This window comes from Streptomyces sp. NPDC005728 (assembly GCF_040630895.1).
In the GTDB taxonomy this organism is placed as follows: Bacteria; Actinomycetota; Actinomycetes; order Streptomycetales; family Streptomycetaceae; genus Streptomyces.
In genome coordinates, this window is sequence record NZ_JBEXYL010000009.1 from 145,616 (window position 1) to 163,073 (window position 17,458).

Sequence of the window (17,458 nt, forward strand, 5' to 3'; positions counted from 1 at the left end):
GAACAAGGGGCATCTGTGTCAGCGGGAGCGCGACACGCCCGACCGCGTGGGTCGGAGGACGGAATGACGGAACACCGGGTTCCAGAGCGTAAGAAGAGACAGGACTACTGAGTAGCCATGGCGGGACAGAAGATCCGCATCCGGCTCAAGGCCTACGACCACGAGGTCATCGACTCCTCGGCGAAGAAGATCGTCGAGACGGTGACCCGCACTGGTGCGTCGGTCGCGGGCCCGGTGCCGCTGCCCACTGAGAAGAACGTGTACTGCGTCATCAAGTCGCCGCACAAGTACAAGGACTCGCGCGAGCACTTCGAGATGCGCACGCACAAGCGCCTGATCGACATCCTCGACCCGACGCCCAAGACCGTTGACTCTCTGATGCGACTCGACCTCCCGGCCGGTGTCGACATCGAGATCAAGCTCTAGGGGCCGGTGATCTGAGAATGGCTAAGCAGATCAAGGGCATCCTGGGCGAGAAGCTCGGCATGACGCAGGTGTGGGACGAGAACAACCGTGTTGTTCCGGTCACCGTCGTCAAGGCCGGCCCCAACGTCGTCACCCAGGTCCGCACGAACGATGTCGACGGCTACGAGTCCGTCCAGATCGCCTTCGGCGAGATCGACCCGCGCAAGGTGAACAAGCCCCTCAAGGGCCACTTCGCCAAGGCCGATGTCACGCCGCGTCGCCACCTCGTTGAGATCCGCACCGCGGACGCCTCCGAGTACACCCTCGGCCAGGAGATCACCGCTGAGGTGTTCGAGGCCGGGATCAAGGTCGACGTGACCGGCAAGAGCAAGGGCAAGGGCTTCGCCGGTGTCATGAAGCGTCACAACTTCAAGGGCCTCGGCGCCGGACACGGCACCCAGCGCAAGCACCGCTCGCCCGGTTCCATCGGTGGCTGCGCCACCCCGGGCCGCGTGTTCAAGGGCCTCCGCATGGCGGGTCGTATGGGCAACGAGCGGGTCACCACCCAGAACCTGACCGTCCACGCCGTTGACGCGGAGAAGGGTCTGCTGCTCATCAAGGGCGCGGTTCCCGGTCCGAACGGCGGCCTCGTCCTGGTCCGCACCGCGGCCAAGGGGGCCTGAGGTACCGATGAGCACTGTTGACATCCTTTCGCCTGCGGGCGAGAAGACCGGTAGCGTCGAGCTCCCCGCGGAGATCTTCGGCGTGGAGAAGATCAGCATCCCGCTGCTTCACCAGGTCGTCGTCGCGCAGAACGCCGCTGCCCGCCAGGGCACGCACAAGACCAAGCGTCGCGGTGAAGTCCGTGGTGGCGGCAAGAAGCCGTACCGCCAGAAGGGCACCGGCCGCGCCCGTCAGGGCTCGACCCGTGCGCCGCAGTTCGCCGGCGGTGGCGTCGTCCACGGCCCGCAGCCGCGTGACTACTCGCAGCGGACCCCGAAGAAGATGAAGGCCGCGGCCCTGCGCCACGCCCTCACCGACCGGGCCCGCCACAACCGCATCCACGTCGTCTCCGGCGTGATCGAGGGCGGCAACCCGTCCACGAAGGCCGCGAAGAGCCTGTTCGGCAAGATCTCGGAGCGCAAGAACCTGCTCCTGGTCGTCGAGCGCGCCGACGAGGCCGCGTGGCTGTCCGCCCGCAACCTGCCCCAGGTCCACATCCTGGAGCCGGGCCAGCTGAACACGTACGACGTTCTCGTCTCGGACGACGTGGTCTTCACCCAGGCCGCTTTCGAGTCCTTCGTGTCTGGCCCCAAGGCCGCTGACACCGAAGGGAGCGAAGCCTGATGGCTACGCGTCACCCGAGCATTGCCTCGAAGGCCGCCAAGGCCGCCAAGGCCGCGCGCGTCGCCAAGGCGAAGCGCCACGCCACCGAGGGCAAGAACACCGTCGAGACCCCGCTGAGCAAGTCGTACACGGACCCCCGTGACGTGCTGCTCAAGCCGGTCGTCTCCGAGAAGAGCTACGCGCTCCTCGACGAGAACAAGTACACGTTCATCGTCGACCCGAACGCCAACAAGACCCAGATCAAGCAGGCCGTCCAGGCGGTCTTCTCGGTCAAGGTCACCGGGGTCAACACGATCAACCGCCAGGGCAAGCGCAAGCGCACGAAGACCGGTTTCGGTCAGCGTGCCGGCAGCAAGCGCGCGATCGTGACCCTCGCCGAGGGCGACCGTATCGACATCTTCGGCGGTCCGACCGCCTAAGGGCGGTCCGGATCGTCCGATATCGGACGAGGACTGAGAAATGGGAATCCGCAAGTACAAGCCGACTACGCCGGGCCGTCGTGGCGCCAGCGTCGCCGACTTCGTCGAGGTCACGCGGTCCACGCCGGAGAAGTCGCTGGTCCGCCCCCTGCACAGCAAGGGCGGCCGTAACAACGCCGGTCGTGTGACCGTTCGCCACCAGGGTGGCGGACACAAGCGCGCCTACCGTGTGATCGACTTCCGTCGTCACGACAAGGACGGCGTGCCGGCGAAGGTCGCGCACATCGAGTACGACCCCAACCGCACCGCGCGCATCGCGCTGCTGCACTACGCCGACGGCGAGAAGCGCTACATCCTCGCCCCGCGCAACCTGCAGCAGGGTGACCGCGTCGAGAACGGTCCCGGGGCCGACATCAAGCCGGGCAACAACCTGGCCATCCGCAACATCCCGGTCGGTACCACGATCCACGCGATCGAGCTCCGTCCCGGTGGCGGTGCCAAGTTCGCCCGCTCCGCCGGTGCCTCCGTGCAGCTGCTCGCGAAGGAGGGCTCGATGGCCCACCTGCGCATGCCGTCCGGTGAGATCCGCCTGGTCGACGTCCGCTGCCGCGCCACCATCGGCGAGGTCGGCAACGCCGAGCAGAGCAACATCAACTGGGGTAAGGCCGGCCGTAAGCGGTGGCTGGGCGTTCGCCCGACCGTCCGTGGTGTCGTCATGAACCCGGTTGACCACCCGCACGGTGGTGGTGAGGGCCGGACCTCCGGTGGTCGCCACCCTGTGTCCCCGTGGGGCAAGAAGGAAGGCCGTACTCGTTCGCCCAAGAAGGCGTCGAACAAGTACATCGTCCGCCGCCGCAAGACGAACAAGAAGCGCTAAGGACGGGTTGAGATGCCTCGTAGCTTGAAGAAGGGACCCTTCGTCGACGACCACCTGATCAAGAAGGTGGATGTCCAGAACGAAGCCGGTACCAAGAACGTCATCAAGACCTGGTCCCGTCGCTCGATGATCGTCCCGGCCATGCTCGGTCACACGATCGCGGTGCACAACGGCAAGACCCACATCCCGGTGTTCGTCACCGAGTCGATGGTCGGCCACAAGCTCGGCGAGTTCTCGCCGACCCGCACCTTCCGGGGCCACGTCAAGGACGACCGGAAGTCGAAGCGCCGCTAGTAGCGGATCGCATTCAGACACGTAAGTAACTGAGAGGGACAACCATGGAAGCCAGGGCCCAGGCGCGGTACATCCGCGTTACGCCCATGAAGGCCCGCCGCGTGGTGGACCTTATCCGTGGCATGGATGCCACGGAGGCTCAGGCTGTTCTGCGATTCGCTCCGCAGGCAGCCTCCGTGCCGGTCGGCAAGGTGCTCGACAGCGCCATTGCCAACGCCGCGCACAACTACGACCACACCGACGCCGACAGCCTCTTCATTTCCGAGGCGTACGTCGACGAGGGCCCGACCCTGAAGCGGTTCCGTCCGCGTGCCCAGGGCCGTGCCTACCGGATCCGCAAGCGGACCAGCCACATCACTGTGGTCGTCAGCAGCAAGGAAGGAACCCGGTAATGGGCCAGAAGGTAAACCCGCACGGGTTCCGGCTCGGTGTCACGACCGACTTCAAGTCGCGTTGGTACGCCGACAAGCTGTACAAGGACTACGTCAAGGAAGACGTCGCCATCCGTCGGATGATGACGTCCGGCATGGAGCGCGCCGGTATCTCGAAGGTTGAGATCGAGCGCACCCGTGACCGCGTGCGGGTGGACATCCACACCGCTCGTCCGGGCATCGTCATCGGCCGCCGTGGCGCCGAGGCCGACCGCATCCGCGGTGACCTCGAGAAGCTCACGGGCAAGCAGGTCCAGCTGAACATCCTCGAGGTCAAGAACCCCGAGACCGACGCTCAGCTGGTTGCCCAGGCCGTTGCCGAGCAGCTCTCCTCCCGCGTCTCCTTCCGTCGCGCCATGCGTAAGAGCATGCAGTCGGCGATGAAGGCCGGCGCCAAGGGCATCAAGATCCAGTGCGGTGGCCGCCTCGGCGGCGCCGAGATGTCCCGCTCGGAGTTCTACCGCGAGGGCCGTGTGCCCCTGCACACGCTCCGCGCGAACGTGGACTACGGCTTCTTCGAGGCCAAGACGACCTTCGGCCGTATCGGTGTGAAGGTCTGGATCTACAAGGGCGACGTCAAGAACATCGCCGAGGTCCGCGCCGAGAACGCTGCGGCCCGTGCGGGTAACCGCCCGGCCCGTGGTGGTGCCGACCGCCCGGCCCGTGGTGGCCGTGGTGGCGAGCGGCGCGGTCGCAAGCCGCAGCAGGCTGCCGGCGCCGAGGCCCCCAAGGCCGAGGCTCCTGCGTCCGCTCCGGCTGAGAGCACCGGAACGGAGGCCTGACCGACATGCTGATCCCCCGTAGGGTCAAGCACCGCAAGCAGCACCACCCGAAGCGCCGTGGTCAGGCCAAGGGCGGTACGACGGTCGCGTTCGGCGAGTACGGCATTCAGGCCCTCACGCCGGCGTACGTGACCAACCGCCAGATCGAGGCGGCTCGTATCGCGATGACCCGCCACATCAAGCGTGGCGGCAAGGTCTGGATCAACATCTACCCGGACCGCCCGCTGACGAAGAAGCCTGCCGAGACCCGCATGGGTTCCGGTAAGGGTTCTCCGGAGTGGTGGATCGCGAACGTGCACCCGGGCCGGGTCATGTTCGAGCTGTCCTACCCCAACGAGAAGATCGCCCGTGAGGCCCTTACTCGCGCAGCCCACAAGCTGCCGATGAAGTGCCGGATCGTCAAGCGCGAGGCAGGTGAAGCGTGATGTCGGCCGGTACCAAGGCGTCCGAGCTGCGCGAGCTGGGCAACGAGGAGCTTCTGAACAAGCTCCGCGAGGCCAAGGAAGAGCTGTTCAACCTCCGCTTCCAGGCGGCGACGGGTCAGCTCGAGAACCACGGTCGGCTCAAGGCCGTCCGTAAGGACATCGCGCGGATCTACACCCTGATGCGTGAGCGCGAGCTGGGCATCGAGACGGTGGAGAGCGCCTGATGAGCGAGAGCAACGTGACTGAGAACACCGAGGCGCGCGGTTTCCGCAAGACCCGTGAGGGTCTCGTCGTCAGCGACAAGATGGACAAGACCGTCGTCGTCGCCGTCGAGGACCGTGTCAAGCACGCGCTGTACGGCAAGGTCATCCGCCGTACGAACAAGCTCAAGGCGCACGACGAGCAGAACGCCGCGGGTGTCGGCGACCGTGTCCTCCTCATGGAGACCCGGCCGCTGTCCGCGACGAAGCGCTGGCGCGTCGTCGAGATCCTCGAGAAGGCCAAGTAATTTCCTGCGGGGCTAACCCCGCAGGTCAGTTCCGCCAGGCTCCGGGGGCCGCTGCGTAGCGGCCCCCGGGGAACCGGCAGACGATCAGGAGATAGACGTGATCCAGCAGGAGTCGCGACTGCGCGTCGCCGACAACACTGGTGCGAAGGAAATCCTTTGCATCCGTGTGCTCGGTGGCTCCGGTCGCCGCTACGCGGGCATCGGTGACGTCATCGTCGCCACCGTCAAGGACGCGATCCCCGGTGGCAACGTGAAGAAGGGTGACGTCGTCAAGGCGGTCATCGTTCGCACCGTCAAGGAGCGCCGCCGTCCGGACGGCTCGTACATCCGCTTCGACGAGAACGCCGCCGTCATTCTGAAGAACGACGGCGACCCTCGCGGCACCCGCATCTTCGGCCCGGTCGGCCGTGAGCTGCGCGAGAAGAAGTTCATGAAGATCATCTCGCTCGCGCCGGAGGTGCTGTAAGCATGAAGATCAAGAAGGGCGACCTGGTCCAGGTCATCACCGGTAAGGACAAGGGCAAGCAGGGCAAGGTCATTGCCGCTTACCCGCGCGACGAGCGTGTCCTGGTCGAGGGTGTCAACCGGGTCAAGAAGCACACCAAGGCCGGCCCGACCGCCAGCGGTTCGCAGGCCGGCGGCATCGTCACGACCGAGGCGCCGATCCACGTCTCCAACGTCCAGCTGGTCGTTGAGAAGGACGGTAACAAGGTCGTCACGCGTGTCGGTTACCGCTTCGACGACGAAGGCAACAAGATCCGCGTTGCCAAGCGGACGGGTGAGGACATCTGATGGCTACCACCACCACTCCGCGTCTGAAGCAGAAGTACCGCGAGGAGATCGCGGGCAAGCTGCGTGACGAGTTCAAGTACGAGAACGTCATGCAGATCCCCGGCCTCGTCAAGATCGTGGTCAACATGGGTGTGGGCGACGCCGCCCGCGACTCCAAGCTGATCGATGGCGCCATCCGCGACCTCACCACGATCACCGGCCAGAAGCCGCAGGTCACCAAGGCCCGTAAGTCCATCGCGCAGTTCAAGCTGCGTGAGGGCCAGCCGATCGGTGCCCACGTCACGCTCCGTGGCGACCGCATGTGGGAGTTCCTGGACCGCACCCTGTCGCTCGCGCTGCCGCGCATCCGCGACTTCCGCGGCCTGTCCCCCAAGCAGTTCGACGGCCGTGGCAACTACACCTTCGGTCTCACGGAGCAGGTCATGTTCCACGAGATCGACCAGGACAAGATCGACCGCACCCGGGGTATGGACATCACCGTGGTGACCACGGCGACCAACGACGCTGAGGGCCGCGCGCTCCTTCGTCACCTCGGCTTCCCCTTCAAGGAGGCGTGAGCGAGATGGCGAAGAAGGCTCTGATCGCTAAGGCTGCTCGCAAGCCCAAGTTCGGTGTGCGTGGCTACACCCGCTGCCAGCGCTGCGGCCGTCCGCACTCCGTGTACCGCAAGTTCGGCCTCTGCCGCGTGTGCCTTCGTGAGATGGCTCACCGTGGCGAGCTGCCGGGCGTGACCAAGAGCTCCTGGTAATCCCCGCTTTTAGGGATTCCTGAAGCTCTCGGTAAGCATCTGGGTCGGCAGGGGCCCTTCTCCGCATGCCGTAGGCTTGCGGGGTTGGGCGTCTGCCGCGCCCGTACGACTTACTACGCCGTAGGTCCACCGCGCCGCACCCGTCCCGTCTCGGATCGGGGAGAGGGATGGCGCACCAGGAAACCCCGGCGAGAGAGGCCGAAGGCCAATTCATGACCATGACTGATCCGATCGCAGACATGCTTACGCGTCTGCGGAACGCGAACTCGGCATACCACGACTCCGTGACGATGCCGGCATCGAAGATCAAGTCTCACATCGCGGAGATCCTCCAGCAGGAGGGCTTCATCACGGGCTGGAAGGTCGAGGACGCCGAGGTCGGTAAGAACCTCGTTCTCGAGCTGAAGTTCGGCCCGAACCGTGAGCGCTCCATCGCGGGCATCAAGCGGATCTCCAAGCCCGGTCTCCGGGTGTACGCGAAGTCCACCTCCCTGCCCAAGGTGCTGGGCGGCCTCGGCGTGGCGATCATCTCCACGTCGCACGGGCTCCTCACCGACAAGCAGGCCGGCAAGAAGGGCGTAGGCGGAGAAGTCCTCGCCTACGTCTGGTAACGGAAGGGAACGGAGGAAACAGCTATGTCGCGTATTGGCAAGCTCCCCATCACGGTTCCCGCCGGCGTGGACGTCACCATCGACGGCCGTACGGTCTCGGTCAAGGGCCCCAAGGGCTCGCTGACCCACACCGTTGTCGCGCCGATCGACATCGCTAAGGGCGAGGACGGCACCCTGCAGGTGACGCGCCCGAACGACGAGCGTCAGAACAAGGCCCTGCACGGCCTGTCCCGCACGCTGGTGGCGAACATGATCACCGGCGTGACCCAGGGTTACGTGAAGAAGCTCGAGATCAGCGGTGTCGGTTACCGCGTGACGGCCAAGGGCTCGAACCTCGAGTTCGCGCTCGGCTACAGCCACCCGATCGTCGTCGAGGCGCCCGAGGGCATCACCTTCAAGGTGGAGACCCCGACCCGCTTCCAGGTCGAGGGCATCGACAAGCAGAAGGTCGGCGAGGTTGCGGCCAACATCCGCAAGCTGCGCAAGCCCGACCCGTACAAGGCCAAGGGTGTCAAGTACGAGGGCGAAGTCATCCGCCGCAAGGTCGGAAAGGCGGGTAAGTAAGCCATGGCATACGGGCAGAAGATCCTCAAGGGCGACGCCTACAAGCGCGCCGCGATCAAGCGCCGTCACATCCGGATCCGGAAGCACATTTCCGGTACGGCGGAGCGTCCCCGTCTGGTCGTTACCCGTTCGAACCGCCACATCGTCGCCCAGGTGATCGACGACATCAAGGGTCACACCCTTGCGTCGGCGTCCACCCTGGACTCGTCGATCCGCGGTGTCGAGGGCGACAAGTCCACGCACGCCAAGCAGGTCGGCGCCCTGGTCGCCGAGCGCGCCAAGGCCGCCGGTGTCGAGGCTGTCGTGTTCGACCGTGGTGGCAACCAGTACGCCGGGCGCATCGCCGCCCTGGCGGACGCCGCCCGCGAAGCCGGACTCAAGTTCTGAGTCGGTTCCGTAGCTAGCGGAAAAAGAGAGAGGTAATTCCAATGGCTGGACCCCAGCGCCGCGGTGGCGGTGCCGGTGGCGGCGAGCGGCGGGACCGGAAGGGCCGTGACGGCGGCGCTGCTGCCGCCGAGAAGACCGCGTACGTTGAGCGCGTTGTCGCGATCAACCGCGTCGCCAAGGTTGTGAAGGGTGGTCGTCGCTTCAGCTTCACCGCGCTGGTCGTGGTGGGCGACGGTGACGGCACCGTGGGTGTCGGTTACGGCAAGGCCAAGGAGGTGCCGGCCGCCATCGCCAAGGGTGTTGAGGAGGCCAAGAAGCACTTCTTCAAGGTCCCCCGTATCCAGGGCACCATCCCGCACCCCATCCAGGGTGAGAAGGCTGCCGGCGTCGTCCTGCTCAAGCCCGCGTCCCCCGGTACCGGCGTTATCGCCGGTGGCCCGGTGCGTGCCGTGCTCGAGTGCGCCGGTATCCACGACATCCTGTCGAAGTCGCTCGGCTCCGACAATGCGATCAACATCGTGCACGCGACCGTGGAGGCCCTGAAGGGCCTGCAGCGTCCCGAGGAGGTCGCGGCCCGCCGTGGTCTGCCGCTCGAGGACGTCGCCCCCGCGGCTCTTCTCCGTGCGCGTGCCGGGGCGGGTGCGTAATCATGGCGCAGCTCAAGATTACGCAGGTCAAGTCCTACATCGGCAGCAAGCAGAACCACCGTGACACCCTGCGCTCCCTTGGTCTCAAGGGCATCAACACGCAGGTCGTCAAGGAGGACCGCCCCGAGTTCCGCGGCATGGTGCACACCGTCCGCCACCTCGTGACGGTTGAGGAGGTCTGATCATGGCGGAGAACAACCCGCTCAAGATCCACAACCTCCGTCCCGCCCCGGGCGCCAAGACCGCCAAGACCCGTGTGGGTCGTGGTGAGGCGTCGAAGGGTAAGACGGCCGGTCGTGGTACCAAGGGTACGAAGGCCCGTTACCAGGTTCCGGAGCGCTTCGAGGGTGGGCAGATGCCCCTCCACATGCGTCTTCCGAAGCTGAAGGGCTTCAAGAACCCGTTCAAGACCGAGTTCCAGGTCGTGAACCTCGACAAGCTGGCCGCGCTCTACCCCGAGGGTGGCGAGGTCACGGTCGAGGGTCTGGTGGCCAAGGGTGCCGTTCGCAAGAACAGCCTCGTCAAGGTCCTCGGCCAGGGCGAGATCTCCGTGGCGCTGCAGGTGACGGTGGACGCCGTCTCCGGCTCCGCCAAGGAGAAGATCACCGCTGCCGGCGGTACGGTCACCGAGCTGGTCTGAGCCAGTTCTTAGTTGCTGGTAGAGCCGCCCCCGCGCTAACGCGGGGGCGGCTCTATTTGTTCATGTAGACAGTATTTACTGACTGACCTGCGCCTATTTATTGAATTCTTCTTCGGCGTTGGACAGCCATACCTTCGAATCTTTCCGAAGCGAACTTATGGTTGCTGAATGTTTTGCAATCATTTCTCGCTCGTGCTCTGATTGAACTTCCACCACAGTGTCCAGGTAGCGGACCTCCTTCTTGCATCCCATATCCGCTACCGCAACAGTTGTCTCCAGCTTTGTCGGCTCGTTGCCCTTGGACCACCGGCTGTCATTCGCCGCCGCCTGTGGAGAAGCGTATTGAAACCCTGCTTCCTGCATGCAGGAAGACCATTCTTCGTTGACGCTCTTGACTCTTTCATCACTGTCGGATTGCACGGCCGTGGAGTATCGCATGGCGCTCATCACGGAGTCGAAAAGTCCATCCGGTGTTGCGCTCGCGTCATATGTAATCGACATGCCGTCGATTCGAATTCGGTGGGGCTTCGTTCCCTTCATCAGAGCCTGGGCGGCGAATGTCGAGCATCCGCCCTTGGGAACGACCTTACCGTTGTGGTGTCTCAGGGTTCCATCCAGTAGTCCGCGCTGAGTGCGCGTAGCCCGACGACTCCACTCGGCTTTTGAATCGGACGCCTTGTGGGTGACTTCGTAGCCGTTTTTTCTGACCTGCGACACGGGGAATACCAGGAACTCGGAAAGATTCGACTCTTCGCGCTCCATCTTAGGCATCGGCAGGGGGTGACTCTCATAATGAAGATCGCGCATGCAACGATTGGTCAGAGATACTTCCGCTTTCCTGATCTGCAGAACGTCTTGCGGTGAGAGGAAGTATCTGTCCAGCGGCCGACTGACATGTCCAGTCTTCGCGTCGATGTTCGCGCGTTCGGGCCGATCGCGTTTCTCCTCCGAGCCCTTTCCTCCTGTCGAGCAGGCGACGAGCACTGCAGCGAGCGCAAGAGTGCCCATGCTGTACCGAGTGAGATTCTTCATTCCGCTTCCAGCTGCCCCATAAGACGGCTGAGTGCCGGCCCCTTGAAGGGCCGGCACTCAGTTCAACGGTATCTATTTAGTAGCGCCACCTGGAGGATTAACAGCGCCACTTTTCGAGGGAGGAGGCTTCGTTGTACATCCAGGCATAGCCACCCGTGAAGTCGAACTTCACTCCCTTGGCGATGTGGAAGCTGTAGCCCTTGTAGTTCACGTGCTGCCAGATGGTCCAGCCCTGGCAGTCAGGGTTCGACCCTGCCTTGACAGAGCTGATGTCATCACCGATGTTGCCGTGATCGCCACGGAACCAGTTCATTCCGTGGAAATTCTTGTGACCGCCCCTGAGGTCGTAGTAGCCCTCATTCGTCTTCTGACCGTAGGAGTCGTACACGCAGAGTTCGGTCTTCTCGCAATTGCCGTCCCCTGTACGGGCAACGGCAGGTGACGTGGAAGCCGCGGTCATCCCGATCCCGGCTACGATGGCTGCCGCAGCGCTGGCGACCAGACGCACCTTTACCATTGATCCCCCTTTTTTCAATTGACTGTCTGTGCGCTATACGCTTGCGCACGAGCGCGATCAGTTCAAAGTTCCTGATCGATTTGGTCGAGAATGATCGTAGGAGTTTCGACTTGAACCTGTCAAGCATTTATATCGCCCGTGGGTGACAGAGAGTGGCCGAAAATCGGTGGCGGTCCGGATTGGAAATGCGGTTGTCCGAAGCCCTGTGATATGGCCCCGGGCTACGGCTCCAAGCAGGCCTTAACAACAATCAGCTGAGTTGTCCTGCGGGGGCGGGCAGCGGGCGTGTTTGAGCAATGCTTCGCGGACGTCGGAAGCCGTGCAGTCAGGCGAAGGTTCGCTCGATCTCAGTGGTAGGTGCGTGCCCAGCCCTGTGCGGCAGGCGGACAGGAATGGCGAAGTGCCCGGACGAAACGCCGAGGCCTTCTTCCTGAACGAAGTGGGGCCTGGCTTGTCGAGCGGGCCGGGTTCCCTTGGTGTCCTCGGCGAGCTTGATGGAGGCACCCTTGAAGTCGACGTCGATCAGGTCCGGTGACCGAGCAGGAGGCTCCGGGGTCGGCGATCCAGCTCGCGATGGAGTAGTCGTGGTGCACTTTCCGTCACCGGTCGTTGCCGAGGCTGCGGGAACGAGCAGCAGGCCCGTCGCCGCAGCTGCTGCCGCAGCGGCGATGACGTTCACAGCGGTGTGCTTGGCACCCCGTGATCCGGCGCTTCGATCAAGAACCGTATGAGGCATCCGCCGTGGGGCGCGAGCACTTTTGAGACATGTGTTCGAAATTGCCCTGAGGTGCGAGGGATCGATGGCTCACCTCTGACGGGCCGTCGGTCGGCGTTCCGGCGGAGCCCTGATATAGGTAGGCTGTGGCGACTGGCATCCAGCGCTGTCTTGGCATGCCGTAACCTCGTTCCACAGGTCATCAACCCGAATTTAGTCGTCACCTCACGCGCATACGCGGGGGTCGCAGGAGGCACCGTGCTCACCGCGTTCGCCCGGGCGTTCAAGACGCCCGACCTGCGCAAGAAGCTGCTGTTCACGCTGGCCATCATCGTGGTCTACCGAGTCGGTACCCACGTCCCGATCCCGGGCGTCAACTACAAGAACGTCCAGCAGTGTGTCCGCGAGGCCTCCGGTAACCAGGGTCTCTTCGGGCTGGTCAACATGTTCAGCGGTGGTGCGCTGCTGCAGATCACGATCTTCGCGCTCGGGATCATGCCGTACATCACGGCCAGCATCATCCTGCAGCTGCTGACAGTCGTGATTCCGCGCCTGGAAGCCCTCAAGAAGGAGGGGCAGGCCGGCACTGCCAAGATCACGCAGTACACCCGCTACCTGACCGTTGCGCTCGCCATCCTGCAGGGCACGGGTCTGGTTGCCACCGCCCGCAGCGGGGCCCTGTTCGGTACCTGCTCGGTCGCCAACTCGATCGTCCCGGACCAGGCGATCTTCACCACGATCACCATGGTCATCTGCATGACCGCCGGTACGGCCGTCGTGATGTGGCTCGGTGAGCTGATCACCGACCGCGGCATCGGCAACGGCATGTCGATCCTGATGTTCATCTCGATCGCCGCGACCTTCCCGTCCGCGCTGTGGGCCATCAAGAAGCAGGGCACCCTGGCCGGCGGCTGGATCGAGTTCGGCACGGTCATCCTGGTCGGCCTGGTCATGGTCGCGCTCGTCGTCTTCGTCGAGCAGGCGCAGCGCCGCATCCCGGTGCAGTACGCGAAGCGCATGATCGGCCGGCGTTCCTACGGTGGTACGTCCACGTACATCCCGCTCAAGGTGAACCAGGCGGGTGTGATTCCCGTCATCTTCGCCTCGTCGCTGCTCTACATTCCGGCCTTGGTGGCGCAGTTCTCGGGAACCAAGTCGGGCTGGAAGACCTGGGTCGAGCAGAATCTGACCAAGGGCGATCACCCGATTTACATCACTTCGTACTTCTTGCTCATCGTTTTCTTCGCGTTCTTCTACGTGGCGATCTCCTTCAACCCCGAGGAAGTCGCCGACAACATGAAGAAGTATGGTGGCTTCATCCCGGGCATCCGGGCTGGCCGACCGACCGCTGAGTACCTGAGCTACGTGCTCAACCGGATCACCTGGCCGGGTTCGCTGTATCTGGGTCTGATCGCTCTCGTGCCAACAATGGCGTTGGTCGGGTTCAATGCCTCGAACAACTTCCCCTTCGGCGGAACCAGCATCCTGATCATCGTGGGTGTCGGTCTCGAGACGGTGAAGCAGATCGAGAGCCAGCTCCAGCAGCGCAATTACGAAGGGTTCCTCCGCTGATGCGTATCGTCCTCGTCGGGCCGCCGGGTGCCGGTAAGGGAACGCAAGCCGTCCGGCTCGCAGAGAAGCTGGCCATCCCGCACATCTCCACCGGCGACCTGTTCCGGGCCAACATCAGCCAGCAGACCGAGCTGGGCAAGCTCGCGAAGTCCTACATGGACGCCGGCAACCTCGTACCCGACGAGGTCACCATCGCGATGGCCAAGGACCGCATGGAGCAGCCGGACGCGGAGAACGGCTTCCTGCTGGACGGGTTCCCGCGCAACGTGTCGCAGGCCGAGGCGCTGGACCAGCTGCTGGACAGTGAGGACATCAAGCTCGACGCCGTCCTGGACCTGGAGGTCCCGGAGGAGGAGGTCGTCAAGCGGATCGCCGGCCGGCGCATCTGCCGCAACGACTCGTCCCACGTCTTCCACGTGACGTACAGCCGCCCGAAGCAGGAGGGCGTGTGCGACGTCTGCGGCGGTGAGCTGTACCAGCGCGACGACGACTCCGAGGAGACCGTCCGCAAGCGGCTGGAGGTCTACCACACGCAGACCGAGCCGATCATCGACTACTACAAGGCGCAGGGGCTGGTCGTGACGATCTCCTCCCTGGGTCCGGTGGACGAGATCACGCAGCGGGCGCTGGAGGCCCTCAAGCGCGAGAAGGCCGAGAACAAGTAGATCGCGGTCCTTCCGGCCGCGGTGCCCTCCCGGGCGCCGCGGCCGTAGTGTTGTGTACGTAACCCAGCCCACGTGAGTGACGGAGAGCGCAGGCCCCCATGGTGCAGATCAAGACCCCCGAGCAGATCGCCAAGATGCGTGCGGCGGGCCTGGTCGTCGCCGCGATCCACGCGGCCACCCGGGAGGCGGCCGTACCCGGCGCCAGCACCAAGGACCTGGACGAGGTCGCCCGCAAGGTGCTCGCCGAGCACGGAGCCAAGTCGAACTTCCTCGGGTACGGCGGCTTCCCCGCGACGATCTGCACCTCGGTCAACGACGTCGTGGTCCACGGCATCCCGTCCGACGAGGTCGTGCTGAAGGACGGCGATGTCATCTCCATCGACTGCGGCGCGATCATCGACGGCTGGCACGGCGACGCCGCGTACACCGCATTCGTGGGCTCCGGTCACGCTCCGGAGCTGCTGGAGCTCTCCCGGGTGACCGAGGAGTCGATGTGGGCCGGCATCGCGGCCATGAAGCAGGGCAACCGCCTGGTCGACATCTCCCGGGCGGTCGAGACGTACATCCGCCGCCAGCCCAAGCCCGGCGGCGGCCGCTACGGCATCATCGAGGACTACGGCGGCCACGGCATCGGCACCGAGATGCACATGGACCCGCACCTGCTGAACTACGTCGACCGCCGCCGCGGCAAGGGCCCCAAGCTGGTCCCCGGCTTCTGCCTCGCGATCGAGCCGATGGTCTCCCTCGGCACCCCGAAGACCGAGGTCCTCGAGGACGACTGGACGGTCATCACCACCGACGGCACGTGGTCGTCCCACTGGGAGCACTCGATCGCGCTGACCGAGGAGGGGCCGCTGGTGCTGACGGCGCCGGACGGCGGCAAGGCGAAGCTGGCGGAGTACGGGATCACGGCGGCTCCGGACCCCCTTGCATGAGGATCTTCCGTATGGGGCAGACTCCCTCGATTCGTGTTTCCGGGTGCCCTGACGTAGACTGACTCGTCGGCTCTCGTGCACCCGCATGTCCGCATGCGCCCGTAAGGGAAAGCAAGAGAGTCGATCAAGGTAGTCGATTCGAAGGGCGAAGCGTGGCCAAGAAGCAAGGTGCCATCGAGATCGAGGGCACTGTCGTCGAGTCTCTGCCGAACGCCATGTTCAAGGTCGAGCTCCAGAACGGCCACCAGGTCCTGGCACACATCAGCGGCAAGATGCGTATGCACTACATCCGCATCCTCCCTGACGACCGGGTCGTGGTGGAGCTGTCTCCGTACGACCTGACGCGTGGCCGGATCGTCTACCGCTACAAGTAGATCTTGCCCGCATCCCGGTTTCCCCCGGGGTGGTGGCACTGACCCGGAGAACCTCACCAATGAAGGTCAAGCCGAGCGTCAAGAAGATCTGCGACAAGTGCAGGGTGATCCGCCGTCACGGTCGGGTCATGGTCATCTGCGAGAACCCGCGCCACAAGCAGCGCCAGGGCTGACGCACGACCGATCCCTCTGCATCCATCGCAGAGATTCGCGCGACGCAAGCTGAATTTGTTCATACGCAGGACCCGAGCCAACCAGCTCGACACCCCCGGTTCGGAGGCCGGGGACTCGGTTCGTACCTAGTACGGCGGCCGGGAGCCGGTTCTGCGGAAGACCTCCGAAGATCACCAGGAGCCATTGAATGGCACGCGTTTCCGGTGTTGACATCCCGCGCGAAAAGCGCGTGGAGGTCGCCCTGACCTACGTGTTCGGCATCGGCCGGACGCTCTCCCAGCAGACGCTGGCCGAGACCGGTATCGACCCGAACACCCGCGTTCGCGACCTCTCCGAGGAGCAGCTCGTCGCGATTCGTGAGTACGTCGACAACAACATCAAGACCGAGGGTGACCTCCGTCGCGAGATCCAGGCCGACATCCGCCGCAAGGTCGAGATCGGCTGCTACCAGGGTCTGCGTCACCGTCGTGGTCTGCCCGTCCGCGGTCAGCGCACCAGCACGAACGCTCGTACCCGCAAGGGCCCGCGTCGCGCCATCGCCGGCAAGAAGAAGCCGGGCAAGAAGTAGTCCTCAGCGGACAACGCTTCATCAGCGGTCTTCGCTGTAGGACCGACCACCTCCCCGTAGGAGTTTGTAGATGCCCCCCAAGGGACGTCAGGGCGCTGCCAAGAAGGTGCGCCGCAAGGAAAAGAAGAACGTCGCTCACGGCCACGCGCACATCAAGAGCACGTTCAACAACACGATCGTTTCGATCACGGACCCGTCCGGCAACGTGATCTCCTGGGCCTCCGCCGGCCACGTCGGCTTCAAGGGCTCCCGGAAGTCCACGCCGTTCGCCGCGCAGATGGCCGCCGAGTCGGCTGCCCGCCGCGCCCAGGAGCACGGCATGCGCAAGGTCGACGTGTTCGTCAAGGGCCCGGGCTCCGGTCGTGAGACCGCGATCCGTTCCCTGCAGGCCACGGGCCTCGAGGTCGGCTCCATCCAGGACGTCACCCCGACCCCGCACAACGGCTGCCGCCCGCCGAAGCGTCGTCGCGTCTGACGTTCGCCGCTTCACGCGCTGTGGTTTCGGGCGGTACGGGCCGTAAATGGCCGTACCGCCCGTACCCTTGCAGTACCCGCACCTTTCACGGGTGCGGTCTCCGTCGGACGTCAAATAGCGGGCGTCCACGAATGAAGGATCTGATCCACACATGCTGATCGCTCAGCGTCCCTCGTTGACCGAAGAGGTCGTCGACGAGTTCCGCTCCCGGTTCGTGATCGAGCCGCTGGAGCCGGGCTTCGGCTACACCCTCGGCAACTCCCTCCGCCGTACCCTCCTGTCCTCGATCCCGGGTGCCGCTGTCACCAGCATCCGCATCGACGGCGTCCTGCACGAGTTCACCACCGTGCCGGGCGTCAAGGAGGACGTCACCGACCTGATCCTCAACATCAAGCAGCTGGTCGTCTCCTCGGAGCACGACGAGCCGGTCGTGATGTACCTGCGCAAGCAGGGCCCGGGTCTGGTCACCGCCGCCGACATCGCGCCCCCGGCCGGTGTCGAGGTGCACAACCCCGACCTGGTCCTCGCCACGCTCAACGGCAAGGGCAAGCTGG

30 protein-coding genes and 1 pseudogene are annotated in these 17,458 nt (G+C 64.6%); 29 read left to right on the forward strand and 2 right to left on the reverse strand.

Annotation, left to right across the window (positions count from 1 at the left end):
* Nucleotides 1-117 precede the first annotated feature (117 nt).
* From rpsJ to rplO, 21 genes are all read left to right on the forward strand, one after another.
* Nucleotides 118-426 carry a 30S ribosomal protein S10 gene (gene rpsJ / locus ABZ471_RS09655; protein WP_003948644.1) on the forward strand — a complete coding sequence of 103 codons (309 nt, stop codon included), beginning with the start codon at nucleotides 118-120 and terminating at the stop codon, nucleotides 424-426.
* A 17-nt stretch (nucleotides 427-443) separates the two neighbouring features.
* A complete protein-coding gene (gene rplC / locus ABZ471_RS09660) occupies nucleotides 444-1,088 on the forward strand; it encodes a 50S ribosomal protein L3 (protein ID WP_020135811.1) in 645 nt (214 codons plus the stop codon).
* 7 nt (nucleotides 1,089-1,095) lie between these two features.
* Nucleotides 1,096-1,752 (forward strand): 50S ribosomal protein L4, encoded by a 657-nt coding sequence (gene rplD / locus ABZ471_RS09665; protein ID WP_359064301.1) that lies wholly within the window; start codon nucleotides 1,096-1,098, stop codon nucleotides 1,750-1,752.
* On the forward strand, nucleotides 1,752-2,171 hold the full coding sequence (gene rplW, locus ABZ471_RS09670) for a 50S ribosomal protein L23 (RefSeq protein WP_071373347.1): 420 nt from the start codon (nucleotides 1,752-1,754) through the stop codon (nucleotides 2,169-2,171). Before rplD ends, rplW begins: the two co-directional genes overlap by 1 nt.
* Before the next feature lie 40 nt (nucleotides 2,172-2,211).
* The gene (gene rplB / locus ABZ471_RS09675; RefSeq protein WP_353600330.1) at nucleotides 2,212-3,048 is read left to right on the forward strand and encodes a 50S ribosomal protein L2; all 837 of its coding nucleotides are present in this window, start codon (nucleotides 2,212-2,214) and stop codon (nucleotides 3,046-3,048) included.
* A gap of 12 nt (nucleotides 3,049-3,060) precedes the next feature.
* Nucleotides 3,061-3,342, forward strand: coding sequence for a 30S ribosomal protein S19 (gene rpsS / locus ABZ471_RS09680; protein WP_003948639.1), 282 nt, complete (start codon nucleotides 3,061-3,063; stop codon nucleotides 3,340-3,342).
* Nucleotides 3,343-3,386: 44 nt separating this feature from the next.
* Nucleotides 3,387-3,734, forward strand: coding sequence for a 50S ribosomal protein L22 (rplV, locus tag ABZ471_RS09685; RefSeq protein ID WP_003974262.1), 348 nt, complete (start codon nucleotides 3,387-3,389; stop codon nucleotides 3,732-3,734).
* Entirely contained in the window at nucleotides 3,734-4,555 is an 822-nt protein-coding gene (gene rpsC / locus ABZ471_RS09690; protein WP_003998826.1) for a 30S ribosomal protein S3, read from the forward strand. Before rplV ends, rpsC begins: the two co-directional genes overlap by 1 nt.
* A gap of 5 nt (nucleotides 4,556-4,560) precedes the next feature.
* Nucleotides 4,561-4,980, forward strand: a complete 420-nt coding sequence (rplP, locus tag ABZ471_RS09695) for a 50S ribosomal protein L16 (protein WP_004927269.1) — start codon at nucleotides 4,561-4,563, stop codon at nucleotides 4,978-4,980.
* Nucleotides 4,980-5,204: a 50S ribosomal protein L29 gene (rpmC, locus tag ABZ471_RS09700; protein WP_010036720.1), complete on the forward strand. Its 225-nt coding sequence runs from the start codon at nucleotides 4,980-4,982 to the stop codon at nucleotides 5,202-5,204. The genes rplP and rpmC overlap by 1 nt, the downstream gene beginning before the upstream one ends.
* Nucleotides 5,204-5,488 (forward strand): 30S ribosomal protein S17, encoded by a 285-nt coding sequence (gene rpsQ, locus ABZ471_RS09705; protein ID WP_014674375.1) that lies wholly within the window; start codon nucleotides 5,204-5,206, stop codon nucleotides 5,486-5,488. The genes rpmC and rpsQ overlap by 1 nt, the downstream gene beginning before the upstream one ends.
* Nucleotides 5,489-5,585: 97 nt before the next feature.
* Nucleotides 5,586-5,954: a 50S ribosomal protein L14 gene (gene rplN / locus ABZ471_RS09710; protein ID WP_003998823.1), complete on the forward strand. Its 369-nt coding sequence runs from the start codon at nucleotides 5,586-5,588 to the stop codon at nucleotides 5,952-5,954.
* Between the two features lie 2 nt (nucleotides 5,955-5,956).
* On the forward strand, nucleotides 5,957-6,280 hold the full coding sequence (rplX, locus tag ABZ471_RS09715; RefSeq protein WP_018543913.1) for a 50S ribosomal protein L24: 324 nt from the start codon (nucleotides 5,957-5,959) through the stop codon (nucleotides 6,278-6,280).
* Nucleotides 6,280-6,837, forward strand: a complete 558-nt coding sequence (gene rplE / locus ABZ471_RS09720) for a 50S ribosomal protein L5 (RefSeq protein WP_359064305.1) — start codon at nucleotides 6,280-6,282, stop codon at nucleotides 6,835-6,837. Before rplX ends, rplE begins: the two co-directional genes overlap by 1 nt.
* A 5-nt stretch (nucleotides 6,838-6,842) precedes the next feature.
* Complete coding sequence (locus tag ABZ471_RS09725; protein WP_003948630.1) at nucleotides 6,843-7,028, forward strand: type Z 30S ribosomal protein S14; 186 nt, start codon at nucleotides 6,843-6,845, stop codon at nucleotides 7,026-7,028.
* A gap of 212 nt (nucleotides 7,029-7,240) precedes the next feature.
* Nucleotides 7,241-7,639, forward strand: a complete 399-nt coding sequence (gene rpsH, locus ABZ471_RS09730) for a 30S ribosomal protein S8 (RefSeq protein WP_013001411.1) — start codon at nucleotides 7,241-7,243, stop codon at nucleotides 7,637-7,639.
* Between the two features lie 24 nt (nucleotides 7,640-7,663).
* Complete coding sequence (rplF, locus tag ABZ471_RS09735; protein WP_359064307.1) at nucleotides 7,664-8,203, forward strand: 50S ribosomal protein L6; 540 nt, start codon at nucleotides 7,664-7,666, stop codon at nucleotides 8,201-8,203.
* A gap of 3 nt (nucleotides 8,204-8,206) precedes the next feature.
* Entirely contained in the window at nucleotides 8,207-8,590 is a 384-nt protein-coding gene (gene rplR, locus ABZ471_RS09740; RefSeq protein WP_359064309.1) for a 50S ribosomal protein L18, read from the forward strand.
* Nucleotides 8,591-8,631: 41 nt separating this feature from the next.
* A complete protein-coding gene (gene rpsE / locus ABZ471_RS09745) occupies nucleotides 8,632-9,237 on the forward strand; it encodes a 30S ribosomal protein S5 (RefSeq protein WP_015658456.1) in 606 nt (201 codons plus the stop codon).
* 2 nt (nucleotides 9,238-9,239) lie between these two features.
* Nucleotides 9,240-9,419, forward strand: coding sequence for a 50S ribosomal protein L30 (rpmD, locus tag ABZ471_RS09750; RefSeq protein WP_052580766.1), 180 nt, complete (start codon nucleotides 9,240-9,242; stop codon nucleotides 9,417-9,419).
* A gap of 2 nt (nucleotides 9,420-9,421) precedes the next feature.
* Complete coding sequence (gene rplO / locus ABZ471_RS09755) at nucleotides 9,422-9,877, forward strand: 50S ribosomal protein L15 (RefSeq protein ID WP_003974249.1); 456 nt, start codon at nucleotides 9,422-9,424, stop codon at nucleotides 9,875-9,877.
* A gap of 93 nt (nucleotides 9,878-9,970) precedes the next feature.
* Here rplO and ABZ471_RS09760 read toward each other — a convergent pair whose 3' ends face one another.
* Both ABZ471_RS09760 and ABZ471_RS09765 read right to left on the reverse strand, forming a co-directional pair.
* A complete protein-coding gene (locus ABZ471_RS09760) occupies nucleotides 9,971-10,909 on the reverse strand; it encodes a hypothetical protein (RefSeq protein WP_359064312.1) in 939 nt (312 codons plus the stop codon).
* Nucleotides 10,910-11,006: 97 nt separating this feature from the next.
* Nucleotides 11,007-11,417: a hypothetical protein gene (locus ABZ471_RS09765; protein ID WP_359064314.1), complete on the reverse strand. Its 411-nt coding sequence runs from the start codon at nucleotides 11,415-11,417 to the stop codon at nucleotides 11,007-11,009.
* A 982-nt stretch (nucleotides 11,418-12,399) separates the two neighbouring features.
* On the opposite strand from ABZ471_RS09765, the gene secY reads away from it, so the two are divergent.
* The 8 genes and pseudogenes from secY to ABZ471_RS09805 all read left to right on the forward strand — a co-directional run.
* Nucleotides 12,400-13,713, forward strand: coding sequence for a preprotein translocase subunit SecY (gene secY, locus ABZ471_RS09770; RefSeq protein WP_359064316.1), 1,314 nt, complete (start codon nucleotides 12,400-12,402; stop codon nucleotides 13,711-13,713).
* The gene (locus ABZ471_RS09775) at nucleotides 13,713-14,378 is read left to right on the forward strand and encodes an adenylate kinase (RefSeq protein ID WP_359064318.1); all 666 of its coding nucleotides are present in this window, start codon (nucleotides 13,713-13,715) and stop codon (nucleotides 14,376-14,378) included. Before secY ends, ABZ471_RS09775 begins: the two co-directional genes overlap by 1 nt.
* A 98-nt stretch (nucleotides 14,379-14,476) precedes the next feature.
* Nucleotides 14,477-15,313: a type I methionyl aminopeptidase gene (map, locus tag ABZ471_RS09780; protein ID WP_359064320.1), complete on the forward strand. Its 837-nt coding sequence runs from the start codon at nucleotides 14,477-14,479 to the stop codon at nucleotides 15,311-15,313.
* Between the two features lie 152 nt (nucleotides 15,314-15,465).
* On the forward strand, nucleotides 15,466-15,687 hold the full coding sequence (infA, locus tag ABZ471_RS09785) for a translation initiation factor IF-1 (RefSeq protein WP_003948620.1): 222 nt from the start codon (nucleotides 15,466-15,468) through the stop codon (nucleotides 15,685-15,687).
* A gap of 59 nt (nucleotides 15,688-15,746) precedes the next feature.
* Entirely contained in the window at nucleotides 15,747-15,860 is a 114-nt protein-coding gene (rpmJ, locus tag ABZ471_RS09790; protein ID WP_003998809.1) for a 50S ribosomal protein L36, read from the forward strand.
* A gap of 188 nt (nucleotides 15,861-16,048) precedes the next feature.
* Complete coding sequence (gene rpsM / locus ABZ471_RS09795; protein ID WP_020135802.1) at nucleotides 16,049-16,429, forward strand: 30S ribosomal protein S13; 381 nt, start codon at nucleotides 16,049-16,051, stop codon at nucleotides 16,427-16,429.
* A 70-nt stretch (nucleotides 16,430-16,499) separates the two neighbouring features.
* Complete coding sequence (gene rpsK, locus ABZ471_RS09800; protein ID WP_003956432.1) at nucleotides 16,500-16,904, forward strand: 30S ribosomal protein S11; 405 nt, start codon at nucleotides 16,500-16,502, stop codon at nucleotides 16,902-16,904.
* 151 nt (nucleotides 16,905-17,055) lie between these two features.
* Nucleotides 17,056-17,458: pseudogene (locus ABZ471_RS09805) on the forward strand (DNA-directed RNA polymerase subunit alpha); the annotation flags it as partial.